The 12,852-nt window shown below is 69.4% G+C and carries 15 protein-coding genes; 4 read left to right on the top strand and 11 right to left on the bottom strand.

The window, feature by feature from the left end; translation table 11 throughout:
- Window positions 1–10: 10 nt before the first annotated feature.
- A complete protein-coding gene (locus AB0383_RS24725) occupies window positions 11–616 on the bottom strand; it encodes an alpha/beta hydrolase (protein ID WP_364186899.1) in 606 nt (201 codons plus the stop codon).
- Window positions 613–1,578, bottom strand: a complete 966-nt coding sequence (locus tag AB0383_RS24720) for a ring-cleaving dioxygenase (protein ID WP_366188655.1) — start codon at window positions 1,576–1,578, stop codon at window positions 613–615. The genes AB0383_RS24725 and AB0383_RS24720 overlap by 4 nt, the downstream gene beginning before the upstream one ends.
- 94 nt (window positions 1,579–1,672) lie before the next feature.
- Here AB0383_RS24720 and AB0383_RS24715 point away from each other — a divergent pair, with 94 nt between their 5' ends.
- A complete protein-coding gene (locus AB0383_RS24715; protein WP_364186904.1) occupies window positions 1,673–2,125 on the top strand; it encodes a MarR family transcriptional regulator in 453 nt (150 codons plus the stop codon).
- 47 nt (window positions 2,126–2,172) lie between these two features.
- Entirely contained in the window at window positions 2,173–2,553 is a 381-nt protein-coding gene (locus AB0383_RS24710) for a VOC family protein (RefSeq protein ID WP_364186907.1), read from the top strand.
- Between the two features lie 125 nt (window positions 2,554–2,678).
- On the opposite strand, the gene AB0383_RS24705 is transcribed toward AB0383_RS24710, so the two are convergent.
- The 8 genes from AB0383_RS24705 to AB0383_RS24670 form a co-directional block, all read right to left on the bottom strand.
- On the bottom strand, window positions 2,679–3,176 hold the full coding sequence (locus AB0383_RS24705) for a sigma-70 family RNA polymerase sigma factor (protein ID WP_366188654.1): 498 nt from the start codon (window positions 3,174–3,176) through the stop codon (window positions 2,679–2,681).
- A 121-nt stretch (window positions 3,177–3,297) separates the two neighbouring features.
- Entirely contained in the window at window positions 3,298–4,152 is an 855-nt protein-coding gene (locus AB0383_RS24700; protein WP_364186911.1) for an amidohydrolase family protein, read from the bottom strand.
- A 13-nt stretch (window positions 4,153–4,165) separates the two neighbouring features.
- Complete coding sequence (locus tag AB0383_RS24695) at window positions 4,166–5,731, bottom strand: benzoate-CoA ligase family protein (RefSeq protein WP_364186913.1); 1,566 nt, start codon at window positions 5,729–5,731, stop codon at window positions 4,166–4,168.
- 10 nt (window positions 5,732–5,741) lie between these two features.
- Complete coding sequence (gene boxB, locus AB0383_RS24690) at window positions 5,742–7,163, bottom strand: benzoyl-CoA 2,3-epoxidase subunit BoxB (protein ID WP_364186915.1); 1,422 nt, start codon at window positions 7,161–7,163, stop codon at window positions 5,742–5,744.
- A gap of 5 nt (window positions 7,164–7,168) precedes the next feature.
- A complete protein-coding gene (gene boxC / locus AB0383_RS24685; protein ID WP_364186918.1) occupies window positions 7,169–8,824 on the bottom strand; it encodes a 2,3-epoxybenzoyl-CoA dihydrolase in 1,656 nt (551 codons plus the stop codon).
- A gap of 37 nt (window positions 8,825–8,861) precedes the next feature.
- Entirely contained in the window at window positions 8,862–9,293 is a 432-nt protein-coding gene (locus tag AB0383_RS24680) for a hypothetical protein (protein ID WP_364186921.1), read from the bottom strand.
- Window positions 9,294–9,353: 60 nt separating this feature from the next.
- Window positions 9,354–10,256, bottom strand: a complete 903-nt coding sequence (locus AB0383_RS24675; RefSeq protein ID WP_366188653.1) for a GNAT family N-acetyltransferase — start codon at window positions 10,254–10,256, stop codon at window positions 9,354–9,356.
- 153 nt (window positions 10,257–10,409) lie between these two features.
- On the bottom strand, window positions 10,410–10,853 hold the full coding sequence (locus tag AB0383_RS24670; protein WP_364186927.1) for a MarR family transcriptional regulator: 444 nt from the start codon (window positions 10,851–10,853) through the stop codon (window positions 10,410–10,412).
- A 48-nt stretch (window positions 10,854–10,901) separates the two neighbouring features.
- On the opposite strand from AB0383_RS24670, the gene AB0383_RS24665 reads away from it, so the two are divergent.
- A complete protein-coding gene (locus tag AB0383_RS24665; RefSeq protein ID WP_364186930.1) occupies window positions 10,902–11,366 on the top strand; it encodes a DUF1579 family protein in 465 nt (154 codons plus the stop codon).
- 110 nt (window positions 11,367–11,476) lie between these two features.
- Window positions 11,477–12,337: an alpha/beta hydrolase gene (locus tag AB0383_RS24660; protein ID WP_366188652.1), complete on the top strand. Its 861-nt coding sequence runs from the start codon at window positions 11,477–11,479 to the stop codon at window positions 12,335–12,337.
- A gap of 1 nt (window position 12,338) precedes the next feature.
- Here the strand turns inward: AB0383_RS24660 and AB0383_RS24655 are convergent, their stop codons facing one another.
- Window positions 12,339–12,842, bottom strand: coding sequence for an SDR family oxidoreductase (locus AB0383_RS24655; RefSeq protein ID WP_366188762.1), 504 nt, complete (start codon window positions 12,840–12,842; stop codon window positions 12,339–12,341).
- Window positions 12,843–12,852 lie beyond the last annotated feature (10 nt).

Raw genomic sequence — 12,852 nt, 5'->3', positions numbered from 1 at the left:
ACCGACCCTACTAGCGAGCGAGCCACTCCCGGGCCGCCTGCACACCGTCGAGCGTGATCTGATGCCCGCCGGGCTGGCGGTGGATCGTCACGTCGGCGCCGCGTTCCTTGAGCAGCCGGATGTACTCGTCCGTCGAGGCCAGCGGGGCCATCGGGTCGACCTCGCCGTTGGAGAGGAAGACGCGCGTGTGCGACAGGTCGTGCTTCGGCGGCTCGGGCACCGGGGACATGCCGGAGAACAGCGCGGCTTCGCTGAGGACTTCCGGGCGTAGCAGCGTGAGGGCCCCGGCGATGTTGGCGCCGTTGGAGAAGCCGACGGCGACCAGGCGGCGGTCGGTCAGGCCGTAGTTTTCGATGGCTTCTTGGACGAAATCGGCGAGGTCGTTGGCGCGCTTGACGACGTCCTCGTAGTCGAAGACGCCCTCGGCGAGCCGGCGGAACCAGCGTGCGGCGCCGAACTCCGACACCGGGCCGGCCGGGGCCAGCGTGGCCGAGCCGGGGCTCAGCTCGCGGGCCAGGCCGAGCAGGTCGTCGGGGCCGCCGCCGGTGCCGTGGAGCAGGAGCAGCACGGGCTTGTCCTGCTGGCCTTCCGCGTACTTGTGCTCGAACGCGCTCACTTCTGCTCCGGGTTGTTCTCGCTCGGGAGGTTCAGTTTGGGGAGCGTGTGCTCGATCTCGTCGCGGCGCGGTTCCAGCCACGGCGGAAGCTTCAGCGCGCGACCGAGCTCGAGCAGCGGCTCGTCGTAGGTGAAGCCGGGCGCGTCCGTAGCCACTTCGAGCAGCGTGCCGCCGGGCTCGCGGAAGTAGATGGAGCGGAAGTACTGGCGGTCCAAAATGGACGTGACGTTGACGCCCTTGTCCACGAGCTCCTCGCGCCAGGCCGCCTGCGTCGGCTCGTCGGGCGCGCGCCAGGCCACGTGGTGCACGGTGCCGGTGGCGACGAGGCCGCGCGGGGTCTCCGGTGTCACGAGCACGTCGACGAGCGCGCCCGGGCCGCCTTCGCCCGCCTCGAAGCGGAAGCGGTTTCCTTCCTGGCTGTGGAAGGAAAGGCCGAGGCCGTCGGTGAACATGCCGGCTGTCGCGTCCTCTTTGGACACCGACAGCGTGACGGAGTGCAGACCACGGATGGCGTTCTCCGCCGGGACGAGCTTCGTGTCCCATGGGTCGCGCGGGTCGCCCTGCGGGTGTGCGACGAGGGCGATCTGCAGACCGTCGGGGTCGCGGAAGGTCAGGGTTTCCTCGTTGTCGGCGTTGCGGATCTGGCTCGTCTCCACGCCCTGCTCGGTGAGGTGCTTCTGCCACCAGCCGAGCGAGGTCTCCGGCACGGAGAACGCCGTGGTCGTCGCCTGCCCGGTGCCGAGGCGGCCGGCGGGCGCGTCGGACCAGGGGAAGAAGGTGATCAGCGAGCCCGGTTTGCCGGACTGGTCGCCGTAGTAGAGGTGGTAGGTGCCCGGGTCGTCGAAGTTGACCGTCGTCTTCACCAGCCGCAGCCCCAGGGTCCGGAGGTAGAAGTCGACGTTGCGCTGTGGGTTGCCGCCGATGGCGGTGACGTGGTGCAACCCGCTGGTTTTGATGGACATCAGGTCTCCTCGGGTGCTGGTGCCTTACGCTAACCCGCAAAACCTCTCGCGTGCAAGATATATTCCGGTGAGACTGTGCGGTAGCGTGTGCGCCGTGACACCTGATCCGCGCACGGACGACGACGAGATCGTGACCTGGTGGGGCCTCGTGATAGAGGGCTACCTGGCGACACAGGACAAGCTGATGGGCGAGATCGCCGATCGGTTCGGCCTCGCGCCCGCGTCGTTCGACATCCTGATCAGGCTCGTGCGCTCACCCGACCACCGCATGCCGATGACCCGCCTGGCCACCGAGGCCGCCCTGTCGAGCGGCGGCTTCACCAAGGTCGCCGACCGCCTGGTCGCCGCGGACCTCATCTGCCGCGTCCCCAGCCCGGACGACCGCCGCGTCACGTTCGCCTCCCTGACCGAGCACGGCCTCGACGTGGCCCTGAAGGCCCGCTCGGCCTGCGCGGAAATCCTGCGCCACATCGTCCTGACCCCCCTGGGCGACGACGCGGCGGCTCTCGCCGCCGCCATGCGCACCCTGCGCTCGGCCAACGGCTGAAAAACGCGCCCTACCGACGTTTTGCCTGGTCGGCGCATGCTGCTGACATGCTTACCGACTCGACCATCACCACCATGCTCCCGGTGTCCGACGCCACCCGCGCCGCCCACTTCTACGCCGACTCCCTTGGCCTCGCCCCGGTGAACACCGGCGAGGACGGGACGCAGTACTTCGCCGCGGGGGCCGGGACGATCGGGCTTCGGCTGATGCCCGAGGGGGCGCAGAGCCCCAACACCGCGTTGAGCTTCGAGGTCGTCGACCTGCCGGCGGAGATGACGGTGCTGGAGCGGCGCGGGGTGCGGTTCCAGGACGTCGACGTGGAGGGACTGAAGACTGTCGACCATGTGGCCCAGGTGGGACAGGAGAGGGCTGCGTGGTTCTCGGATTCGGAGGGGAACGTTTTGTGCCTGCATGAGATGTTGGATTGATTTTGGGCTGGTGAGCTGCGGTTTGAGGGAGGCTTCGCCGGTGGCTTTTGTGACCGCGATCGACCCTTCGCCGCCTGTACGCGGTCGGCCGATCCGGGCGTCGGCCGCATCCACCGATCCGCAGGTCAGGGGTAGGTGTACCCCTGCGCCGTGAGCCGATACCTCAACACCGCAAGACACCGGCTCCGCACCTTGCCCAGGCTGCTCGGCGAAATCCCCAGCTCAGCCGCCACCTCACGGACTGACAGCTCAGGCCGGTGCGCCAGCAGCCACACCAGCCGTCGATGGCGGTCGGGCAGGCTGTCGACCGTGCGCCACAGGGCGGTGGCCACGTCGTTGTCCAGCGCAGCCGCTTCGGGTGACTCGGCGTCCACCGGCGCGACGGCGGCCTCAACCTCGGCGGCCCGCGCCCGCCGGCCGACGGCGCGGATGGCGTGGCGCCGGGCGACGGTGGCCAGCCAGGCGCCGAGGCGTGCGCGGTCGCGCACTGCGTCCGGGCGCCCGAGGAACTCGGCCCACGCCGCCTGGCAGGCGTCCTCCGCGTCGCCGCGCAGCCCCGGGTCGGCGGCCACCACGCGTACGACAAGCTCCGAAATCCGGCGCAACTCCCCGTCCTCGGCCATGCCCACGTCCTTTCGTCCGCAATGCAGACGACGTGACCACCCCCGCCGGCTCCCGATCACCGGAACGACCGCCGAATCGGGCGACTCCGCGTATCCGCAGGTCGCGCCGGTGCACGTGGCGCTACTTCAACCCCGGCATAAGCTTCAGCGCATTACCCGCCAGCACGTCCCCCAGCGTTTCCTCCGGCAGGCCCAGCCCGGCGATCGACCGGACGTTCACCGCGGTCCCCGGCACGCCCGGCCAGTCCGTGCCGAAGATCCACTTGCGCGCCAGCCGGGGCAGGTCGAAGCGGGCGTAGTAGTCCGGGAGTTTCTTGGGCGGCAGGCCGGCGAGGTCGAGCCAGACGTTGGGGCGCGACTGGGCCATGAAGGCCGCGGTGTCGTACCACCAGCCGCGGCCGCCGTGGGCGAAGACGAAGTTCACGGCAGGGAAGTCTTCCACCACGTCGGACAGCAGGGCGGGGTCGCCGAAGCTCGCGCGGGCGCCCGGGAACACCGAGAGGCCCGAGTGCAGAACGACGGGCACGCCGAGGGATGCGCACAGCTCGTAGACGGGGTACAGCTCCTTGTCCGCGGGCGAAAAACCGCCGTGGACGGGGTGGAGCTTCAGCGCGACCGCGCCCAGGTCCAGCTGGCGGGCCACCTCGTCGCGCAGCGGGTGGTGCAGGTGCGGGTTCACGTTGGCCACCAACCGAAACCGCTCGGGGTTGTACGCGACCAGCGGCAGGTTGTCCTCGATCGGCTGGATGCCGGTGGCGCGCGGGCTGTACTCGCAAAACAGCAGCACGCGGTCGACGCCCTCGGAGTCCATCAGCTCGTCCATCGCGGCGGGAATCACCGAACCCGCGTCGTCGTAGACCGTGCGCCACGGGTACGTGCCGGCGAAGTCGCGGGCCCAGTCCATCCAGGCCGGTTTGAGCGTGGGCAGCCGGGGGGTGTGGACGTGGGCGTCGACCACGAAGCGACCGTCGATCATGCCGGCCAGTCGATCACGGTTTCGCGGGAACCACGAGCAGCGACTCGCGCACCTGGTCGCGGATCACATTGCGGCGAATCTTGCCCGTCGCCGTCTTCGGCAGCTCCGGCAACTCCACGACACCTCGCGGACGCTTGAACGCCGCCAGACCCGCGCGGCAGAAGTCGATCAGCACATCCGGGTCCACGGCGAAACCGGGCGCCGCGACGACGCACGCCACCGGCTTGTCGAGGCCGTCCGCGTCCGGCGCGGCCACCACGGCCACCTCGGCGACGGACGGGTGCTGCAGCAGCCGTTCCTCCACTTCGGACGGTGACACCCAGATCCCGCCCGCCTTCAGCATGTCGCCGAAGCGGCCCAGGCAAGTCAGGGTGCCGTCCTCGTTGCGGACGTAGCTGTCGCCCGTGCGCAACCATTCGCCCTGGAACACGCGCTTGGTGGTCTCGTACCGCGCCCAGTAGCCCATCGCCGTCGACGGGCCCGACACGAACAACTCGCCTGGCTGCCCGGGGCTCTCGATGAGAGCACCGTTCTCGTCGCGGATCTCCACGGCGTAGCCCGGCACGGCGGTGCCCGTGCTGCCCGGCCGGATCGAGCCCGGGCGGTTGGACAGGAATATGTGCAACGCTTCCGTGGAGCCGATCCCGTCGAGGATCTCGACGCCGAAGCGGTCGCGGAAGCGCGTGAAAATGGTGGCGGGCAACGGTTCCCCGGCCGACACCGCGTACCGCACCGAGGCGAACGAGTCGTCCGGCACATCGCTGGCCAGCACGCCGGCGAAGAACGTCGGCACGCCGAAGAACAACGTCGGCCTGTCGGCGCGAGCGCGGGCGGCGAACAACGCCGGCGTCGGCCGCGCCGGTTCCAGCAGCGTCGTGCCACCGGCGGCGAGCGGGAAGAACGCGGAGTTCCCCAAGCCGTAGGCGAAAAACAGCTTCGGCACGGACAGGAACCGGTCACCCGAAGTCGTCGCCAGGACGGAGTGCGCGTACGTCTCGCACACCGCGCGGATGCTCGCGTGCCGGTGCATCGCGCCCTTCGGCTGGCCCGTCGTGCCCGACGTGTACAGCCACAGCGCGGGCGAATCCTCCCACGTGCGAGCGGGTTCCAGGTCCAGATCGTCCACAGTGGTCAATTCGGCCCACGCGTGCGTGGCCACACCCGAGGGGAACGCCGCCGCCTCCGCGCGGTCCAGCACCACGTCGGTGACCTCCGGCGCGGCCGCCAGCGCACCGACGGCCTGCGCGGCGAACTCGCCGGACACGCACAGCACGCGAGCCCGCGAGTCGGCCAGGACCTTGCCCAGCTCGAGGCCTGTGACCATCGTGGACACCGGCACCGCGACGGCGCCGGCCAGCATCGTGCCGAGGATGCCCGTGAGCAGCTCGACGTCGTCGACCATGCAGAACATCACGCGCTCTTCCGGGCGCACGCCCAGGGAACGCAGGCCCGACGCGACCCGGTAGGCCTCGTCGGTCAGCTCGGCGTAGCTCAGGGTTCGCCGCGCGGAGACGACGGCGGGTGCGTCGGGACGCCCCTGGGCCAGCAGGTACTCGGCGGCGTTGAACCCGCTGCTCATGGGGCCCCCTCTAGGTGAGGTGCACGTACTCGTAGTCGAACGGTTTGCCGTTGATGCCCTGCCTCGGCGGCGCGACCCAGCTGGCGATCTTCCCGCGCTCGTACACCGGGTGCATGAGCGAGCGGACGAACGTCAGGTCCTCGGTCGTCGGCAGCCACCGGTGCCGGCTGGCCTCCCACGTGGTCTCGTCGACGATGTTGCCGTCGGGAGTGATGTGGTGGCCGGAGTTTATGCCGACCTCGCGGTTGAAACCAGGGTGCGGCAGCTTGAAGCGGAAGTCGATGTCCGCGTCCGCGAGGATCTTGTTCCAGCGGTTCACGCCGGTCTGGCAGTCGGCCGTGTACTCGCCGCGCAGGTCGAGGTTCAGGAGCAGGATGGCCTGCAGCTCGTCGGAGGTCCACGTGCCGTCGCCGTTGGGGCGGTCGAGGTCGCGGCTGTCCTCGGTGAGCTTGTGGTCGTCCTTGCGGCGCGTCTCCTGCCAGCGGCCCTTGAGGCCCGCGGTGTAGTAGTTCGCGGCGTTCGTGGAGGTCTCACTGCCGAACAGGTCGAGCGACACCGTGTAGTGGAAGTTCAGATACCGCTGGATGATGTCGAGCGGGATACCGCCGTGGGACGCGATGTCGAGCGTGTCGTGCTCGCGGATGAGATCCGCGGAGCGCTGCACCACGCGGTCGACACCCGTGGTGCCGACGAACATGTGGTGCGCCTCTTCCTTCAGCATGAACTCGCACGTGCGCGAGAGCGGGTCGAAAGAAGACTCCTTCAACGTCCCGAGCTGGTACTTCCCGTCGCGGTCGGTGAAGTAGGTGAACATGAAGAAGGCCAGCCAGTCGGCCGTTTCCTCGTTGAACGCGCCCAGGATGCGCGGCGCGTCGGGGCTGCCGGAGTTGCGCAGCAGCAGGCCTTCCGCCTCGTCACGGCCTTCGCGGCCGAAGTAGGCGTGCAGCAGGTAGACCATCGCCCACAGGTGCCGGCCCTCTTCGACGTTGACCTGGAACAGGTTGCGCAAGTCGTACAGGCTCGGCGCGGTCAGGCCCAGCAGCCGCTGCTGCTCGACCGACGCCGGCTCGGTGTCGCCCTGGATCACGATCAGGCGCTGCAGGTCGGCGCGGTACTCGCCGGGCACCTGCTGCCACACGGACTCGCCCTTGTGTTCCCCGAACGCGATGCGCCGGTCGGGATCGCGCTCGGCGAGGAAGATGCCCCAGCGGTAGTCCGGCACGTTCACGTGGTCGAAGTGCGCCCAGCCCTCACGCCCGACGCTCACGGCCGTGCGCAGGTAGACGCCGTGCGTCTGCAGGGTGGGGCCCATCTCGCCCCACCAGTTCATGAACTTCGGCTGCCAGCCTTCCAGCGCCCGCTGCAACCTCCGGTCGTCGGCGAGGTTGACGTTGTTGGGGATCTTGGCGTCGTAGTCGATCCGCTCGGGCATCTCGGTCAGACCCGCTTCCTGTCGAAGATCGCCTTCTGGCCCGTACCGTAGCGGCGCAGCGCGCCTTCGGGACCAGAAGCGTTAGGTCGGGTGAAGATCCAGTTCTGCCACGCGGTGAGGCGGCCGAAGATCTTCGTTTCGATCGTTTCCGGGCCGACGAACCGGTGGTTCGCCTCCATCCCGGTGAGCGCGTCGGGGCTCAGCGAGGCGCGGCCCTCCAGCGCGATCCGGATCTCGTCCTCCCAGTCGAGGTCGTCCGGCGCGTCGGTGACCAGGCCCAGCTCCACGGTCTCGGCCGGCGTCAGCGCGTGGTCGCGCTCGCGCACGAGCCACGCGAGGTGGTCGTCGTCGCCGTAGAACCGCGACTGCAGGCGGGTGAGGCCGTTGCCCATGGGGAACGGGCCGAAGTTGGCTTCCGACAAGGTGATCGACGCGCGTTCTTCACTGTCTTCGTCGTCGATGGGCGGACCGTCCAGGATGTACTGGCGGTCGGCGGCCAGCGCGAGCTCCAGCAGCACGCCGGCGAAGCAGCTGCCCGGCTCGATGAGCGCGATGAGTGTGCGGCTGGTGACGTCGAGGCGCTTGAGGGTGCGCTTGTAGTAGTGCAGGATCTCGTTGCTCAGCCAGTCTTTCGCGCCGAGCACCTGCTGCTCGTGAGCCAAGACGCCGGCCGGGTCGCCTTCGGTGCGCAGGACCCAGGTGCCGAGCTCGGTTTCGTTGGCGCGCAAGCGGAGGATCGCGTCGTCGAGCTCGCGGGTGAGGCGCAGCAGCCAGCCGTCGGCACCCTCGGCGTGCAGGTCACCGGGTTCGCCCTCGGGGCCGCGGACGGTGATCGTCGCGAGCGAGGCGGGGCGGTCGAAGGTGATGTCGACAAAGCGGTACTTGACGCCGTCGTCGGTGACCTCGGGGTTCAGCGGCGTGAGCCGCACACCCTGGTCGCCCGGCAGGCGCTCGGATTCGGCGGCCAGCTCCCGAGCCCTGGCCAGCACGGATTCGCGGAACCCGACGCGGGGCACGAGCTCGTCGACCAGCCGCCAGTCGACGGCGGTCTTGCCCTTCACGCCGTCCGAGCGCGTGGCGAACACGTCGGCGAGGTCGCGGCGCACGCGGCGCTTGTCGACCACGCGCGTGAGGCCGCCGGTGCCGGGCAGCACGCCGAGCAGCGGCACCTCGGGCAGCGCGACCGTCGACGAGTTGTCGTCCACGAGCAGGATCTTCTCGCACGCGAGCGCGATCTCGTAGCCGCCACCCGCGCAGCTCCCGTTGACCGCGGCCAGGTACCGCTGACCGGAGAACTCGGTGGCGTCCTCGATGCCGTTGCGGGTTTCGTTGGTGAACTTGCAGAAGTTCACCTTCCACTCGTGCGCCGACGACGCGAGCATCCGGATGTTGGCCCCGGCACAGAACACCTTGTCCTTGGCGCTCGTCACGATCACGGCTTTGACGCCGGGGTGCTCGAAGCGCAGGCGCTGCGTGGCGTCGTAGAACTCGATGTCCACGCCGAGGTCGTAGGAGTTCAGCTTCAGCTCGTAGCCCGGCACGAGGCCGCCTTGCTCGTCGACGTCCATCTCGAGCCAGGCGACCTCGCCGTCGACGTCGAGCTTCCAATGCCGGTAGGTGTCCGGGTGGCGCTCGAACGTCACAGTCGTGGTGGTGGTCACTCCCCGATTGTCTACATATTACTGACTAGCGTCAATGTTATGTAGACGCTTGATCTCCGATACTCACCCGGTTGAGCTGCGCCGCCGCCCAGGACACGAAGAGCCACAACGCTATCGCGGCCGCTGTGTCGGTGAAGATCGTCGCGAACCAGAACGCCGGGATCTGCGGCACACCCACCAGGAAGTGACCCGCGCTGACCAGGCCGCCCAGCGAACAGACCAGCAGGAATCCCAGCGCCCGCCAGTACCGCCCGCGGACGTAGCAGCGGTAGCCGGCCAGCCCGAACCCCGTGAACAGCACCCACCCGAACGCCACGACGATCTGCGCCACGAGCACGGGGATTCCCGGGAGCTGCGGGTAGTCCTGCGCGCGGATCACGTTGTGCGCGTAATGGAAAGTGGTCGTGAGCAGCGTGAACCCGAGGATCACACGCAGCGTTTTCAGACCCAACCCGGCCAGAACGTCCATGGTCGCCCCCTTGCGATTTGATAGATCGCTCTAGCGAGAAGGGTAACGCCGGTCCGCCGCTCACACCAGATCAATGCGGTGGTACTTCACCGGATACCCGGCCTTCGCGAACGCCGCCGCCATGGGTTTGTTCGTGACGTCCGTGGCGGCGGCGATCGTCTCGGCCCCACGCCCGACCAGCTCGTGCGTGGCCTCGACGAGCAGGTCATAGGCGTACCCGCGCCCGCGGTGCTCCGGCACGACACCGACATACGCGACGATCGGGGTGGTCTGGTTGCGCGCCGGGATGGTGAGGCCGACGAGGTGGCCTTCGCGCGTGTACGCGAGGCGCCACCAGTCGCGTGGGCTCGGCAGCCGGCGCAGGAGGTCGAGGTCTTCCTGCGCCGCGGCCTCGAGCCCGTGCTCCGCGATGGTGCGCCGCGCGTGCGCGTCGAGGCTGCCCTGGTGGACGCGGCGGAAGACGTCAAGGATCTTGGCGTCGTCGGGTTCTGCTTTGAACTGGAGCCGGTCGGGCTTTTGCCTCAGACCGCTCTCGGGCGTCCACGTGTAGCGGTACCGCTCCACGAGCACCCTCATCCCCGCGGCTTCCGCGGCCTCGATGCGGGTTTCGACTTCTCGTTTGACGGCCGCGTCGTCGCGCCAGTTCGGCGGTGTCGTCAGGGAGAACTCGGTGCGGGTCGGGACTCGCTCGAGGAGTTCGACACCGTCCGCGAAGTCGACGAAGTCGAACCAGTCGAGGACGCGCGGCTGGTCTTCGCCGATGGGCACCCACCACGCCGCCCGCGCCACCACAACACCGTTTCTCGTGGCGATCCACGTCCACTCGGGACGGTATTCGCCGCGCCGGACCATTTCTTCGTAGTCCGGCCTGCGCAACGCGCTGCCGACGCTGTGGCCCACCTTCAGGCCGGTGAACAGGTGCTCCTCACCCGCGACGAGCGGGCGCACGACCAGATCGGTCATGAGGTTCCTTCCGGGAGTTCCGCGCTCCCGTCAGGCCCTCGGCACCCTCAGCCGGAGGTGGGAACGCGTGATCGAGTAGCCGAACATGGCGTCCACCTCCTTTCTGTTCGTGAGGGTGCTGGGCGGTACTCAACCGGGTCGGGGCTGGGGTGGTCAACCGGTTTTCACCTCGGTGAGACGCTCGCGCAGGCGGTGGAGCGTGCGCAGCGTGATTTCGAGGTCTTCGGGTGACAACCCGGCGGCCACGGCGTCGGCCCACCGGACGCGGCGGGTCTCCAGTTCACGCAGGGCCTTCCGCGCGGCCGGGGTCAGGTGGAGCAGCGGGGCGCGGGCATCCGCAGGGTTCGGCGCTCGGGTGAGCATTCCGTTGCGCAGCAGGCGGTTCACCGTTTCCTGCACGCTCTGCCGGCGCAGGCCCCGGCGGCGGGCGAGGTCGGCGGCCGTGGTGGGGCCGTCTTCGAGGAAGCCGAGGACCTGCCACTGGGCGGCGGTGAGGCCGGCCGGGGCGGTGAGGGCGTCGCCGGTGGTGAGCAGGGTGCCGTTGGTCAGGAAGACGTCGTTGACGAGCTGGGTGAGGCGCTGCGCCCGGTCGGTCATGCGTGCTAGCGTCTCATATTGACAGGCACCTGCCGAAAGGGGAACGGCATGGAGATGCCACGAAGAGGCGAAGCGCACGAGGCGCTGGGCGCGCTCGTCGGGGACTGGGCCGGCGTCGAGGAGCTCGCGGCGTCGCCGTGGGCGCCCGCGTCGACGGCGAATGCGAAGGCCGAGTACCGGGCCGCACTGGACGGGTTCGCGGTGGTGCAGGACTACGTCCAGACACGGGAGGACGGCAGCGACTTCCTGGGCCACAACGTTTTCACCGTCGACCCGGCCACGCAGGAAACGCTCTGGTACGGCTTCGACAGCTACGGCTTCCCACCCGGCGAGCCCGGCCGCGGCGGCTGGCGCGAGGGGACCCTTCACCTCGAGAAGCGCACCCCGCGTGGCGTCGCGTGGCATCGGCTCCGGCCGGAAGGCGACACGCTCACCCACGAGATCGACGTGAAAATGGGCGACGCCGCGGAGTTCAGCCCGTTCCTCCGCGCCCGCTACACCCGTACACGCTAACTGTGCTGTTCGTTACCAATCCGACCACAGCCACAGCGGGAATTGCCACCAGGCACGGTAGCGTCCGGTTGGGCCCCGCCTGCTTTTGGTCGGATTGGTAAGAAGAAGGCATGAGCGAGTCGACCACCCAGGCCAACGGCATCACCCTCTGCCACGAGGAGTTCGGCGCCGCGACGGCCCCGCCGCTGGTGCTGATCATGGGCCTGGCCGCGCCGATGACCTGGTGGGACGACGACTTCTGCGAGCAGCTCGCCGGCCGCGGCTTCCGCGTGGTCCGCTTCGACAACCGCGACGCCGGGCGCTCGCAGCGCATGTCCGGGCGCGCCGATGTCGTGCGTGCCTACCTGCTGCGCGCGGCACCGTACTCGGTGGCCGACATGGCCGACGACACCGCCGGCCTGCTCGACGCCCTCGGCATCGAGCGCGCACACGTCGTCGGCGCGTCGATGGGCGGCATGATCGCGCAGACGCTCGCCATCCGGCACCCGGGCCGGGTCCGGTCGCTGACGTCGATCATGTCCACCACCGGCAGCCGCCTGATCGGCCACCCGAGCCCGCGCGCGGCCGCGTCGATGCTGGCGCCGCAGCCGCGCAGCCGGGAGGAGTACGTCGAGCTGCTGGTCAAGACGTTCCGCCTCATCGGCTCCCCCGGCTACCCCTTCGACGAGAAACGCATGCGCGAACGCGCCGAACGCACCTTCGACCGCGGCGTCAACCCGGGCGGCGCTGTGCGCCAGCTCGCCGCGATCCTCTCGACCCGCGACCGCGCGGCCGCCCTGCGCCGCCTCACCCTCCCGTCCCTCGTCGTCCACGGCGCGCGTGACCCGCTCGTCCACGTCTCCGGCGGCCGCGCCACGGCCCGCGCCCTGCGCGCCGACCTCGACGTCGTCCCGGGCATGGGCCACGACCTGCCGGAACCCGTGTGGCCCCGCGTGTTGGACGGCATCGAGCGGGTGGCGGCACAGGCCTGACTCACTGCGCCACCAACCCACCGTCCACAGCCCACGCCTGCCCCGTCACGAAGGACGCCCGATCGGACAGCAGCCAGGCCACCGCCTCGGCGATTTCCCCCGGCCGGGCGGCCCGGTTGATGGGTTGCATGGCCGCGATCTGCTCTTCGGTGACGACCACCTGCTCGTACATGCCGGTGCGCACGGCGCCCGGGCAGACGGCGTTGACGCGGATTCCCTGCGTCGCGTATTCCAAGGCGGCGGCGCGCGTCAGGCCGATGACACCGTGCTTCGCGGAGACGTAAGCGGACAGTCCGATGCCCATTCCGACCAGGCCGCCGGTCGACGAAGTGTTCACAATGGACCCGCCGCCGGACCCGAGCATCCGGCGGAGTTCAGCGCGCAGGCAAAGCCACACACCTTCGAGGTTCCGGCCAAGGCGTTCGTTCCACTGGACGGCACGCCGAAATCTCTCGCGAAGAAACTTCTTGCGTGCGAGAGATATGGAGAGTAGGTTTTGAAGCATCAGCCCCAGA

It is taken from the genome of Amycolatopsis sp. NPDC051373 (assembly GCF_040689465.1).
In the GTDB taxonomy this organism is placed as follows: domain Bacteria; phylum Actinomycetota; class Actinomycetes; order Mycobacteriales; family Pseudonocardiaceae; genus Amycolatopsis.
The sequence above is the reverse complement of the archived record's forward strand: the minus strand, read 5'-3'. Positions and strand labels throughout refer to the sequence as shown.

What these genes read in the sequence shown, in the direction of transcription:
- AB0383_RS24720 (WP_366188655.1), bottom strand. Translation starts at nt 1,578, where the DNA reads ATGTCCATCAAAACCAGCGGGTTGCACCACGTCACCGCCATCGGCGGC.
- AB0383_RS24710 (WP_364186907.1), top strand. Translation starts at nt 2,173, where the DNA reads ATGCTTACCGACTCGACCATCACCACCATGCTCCCGGTGTCCGACGCC.
- AB0383_RS24705 (WP_366188654.1), bottom strand. Translation starts at nt 3,176, where the DNA reads ATGGCCGAGGACGGGGAGTTGCGCCGGATTTCGGAGCTTGTCGTACGC.
- AB0383_RS24700 (WP_364186911.1), bottom strand. Translation starts at nt 4,152, where the DNA reads ATGATCGACGGTCGCTTCGTGGTCGACGCCCACGTCCACACCCCCCGG.
- AB0383_RS24695 (WP_364186913.1), bottom strand. Translation starts at nt 5,731, where the DNA reads ATGAGCAGCGGGTTCAACGCCGCCGAGTACCTGCTGGCCCAGGGGCGT.
- boxB (WP_364186915.1), bottom strand. Translation starts at nt 7,163, where the DNA reads ATGCCCGAGCGGATCGACTACGACGCCAAGATCCCCAACAACGTCAAC.
- AB0383_RS24680 (WP_364186921.1), bottom strand. Translation starts at nt 9,293, where the DNA reads ATGGACGTTCTGGCCGGGTTGGGTCTGAAAACGCTGCGTGTGATCCTC.
- AB0383_RS24675 (WP_366188653.1), bottom strand. Translation starts at nt 10,256, where the DNA reads ATGACCGATCTGGTCGTGCGCCCGCTCGTCGCGGGTGAGGAGCACCTG.
- AB0383_RS24670 (WP_364186927.1), bottom strand. Translation starts at nt 10,853, where the DNA reads ATGACCGACCGGGCGCAGCGCCTCACCCAGCTCGTCAACGACGTCTTC.
- AB0383_RS24665 (WP_364186930.1), top strand. Translation starts at nt 10,902, where the DNA reads ATGGAGATGCCACGAAGAGGCGAAGCGCACGAGGCGCTGGGCGCGCTC.
- AB0383_RS24660 (WP_366188652.1), top strand. Translation starts at nt 11,477, where the DNA reads ATGAGCGAGTCGACCACCCAGGCCAACGGCATCACCCTCTGCCACGAG.
- AB0383_RS24655 (WP_366188762.1), bottom strand. Translation starts at nt 12,842, where the DNA reads ATGCTTCAAAACCTACTCTCCATATCTCTCGCACGCAAGAAGTTTCTT.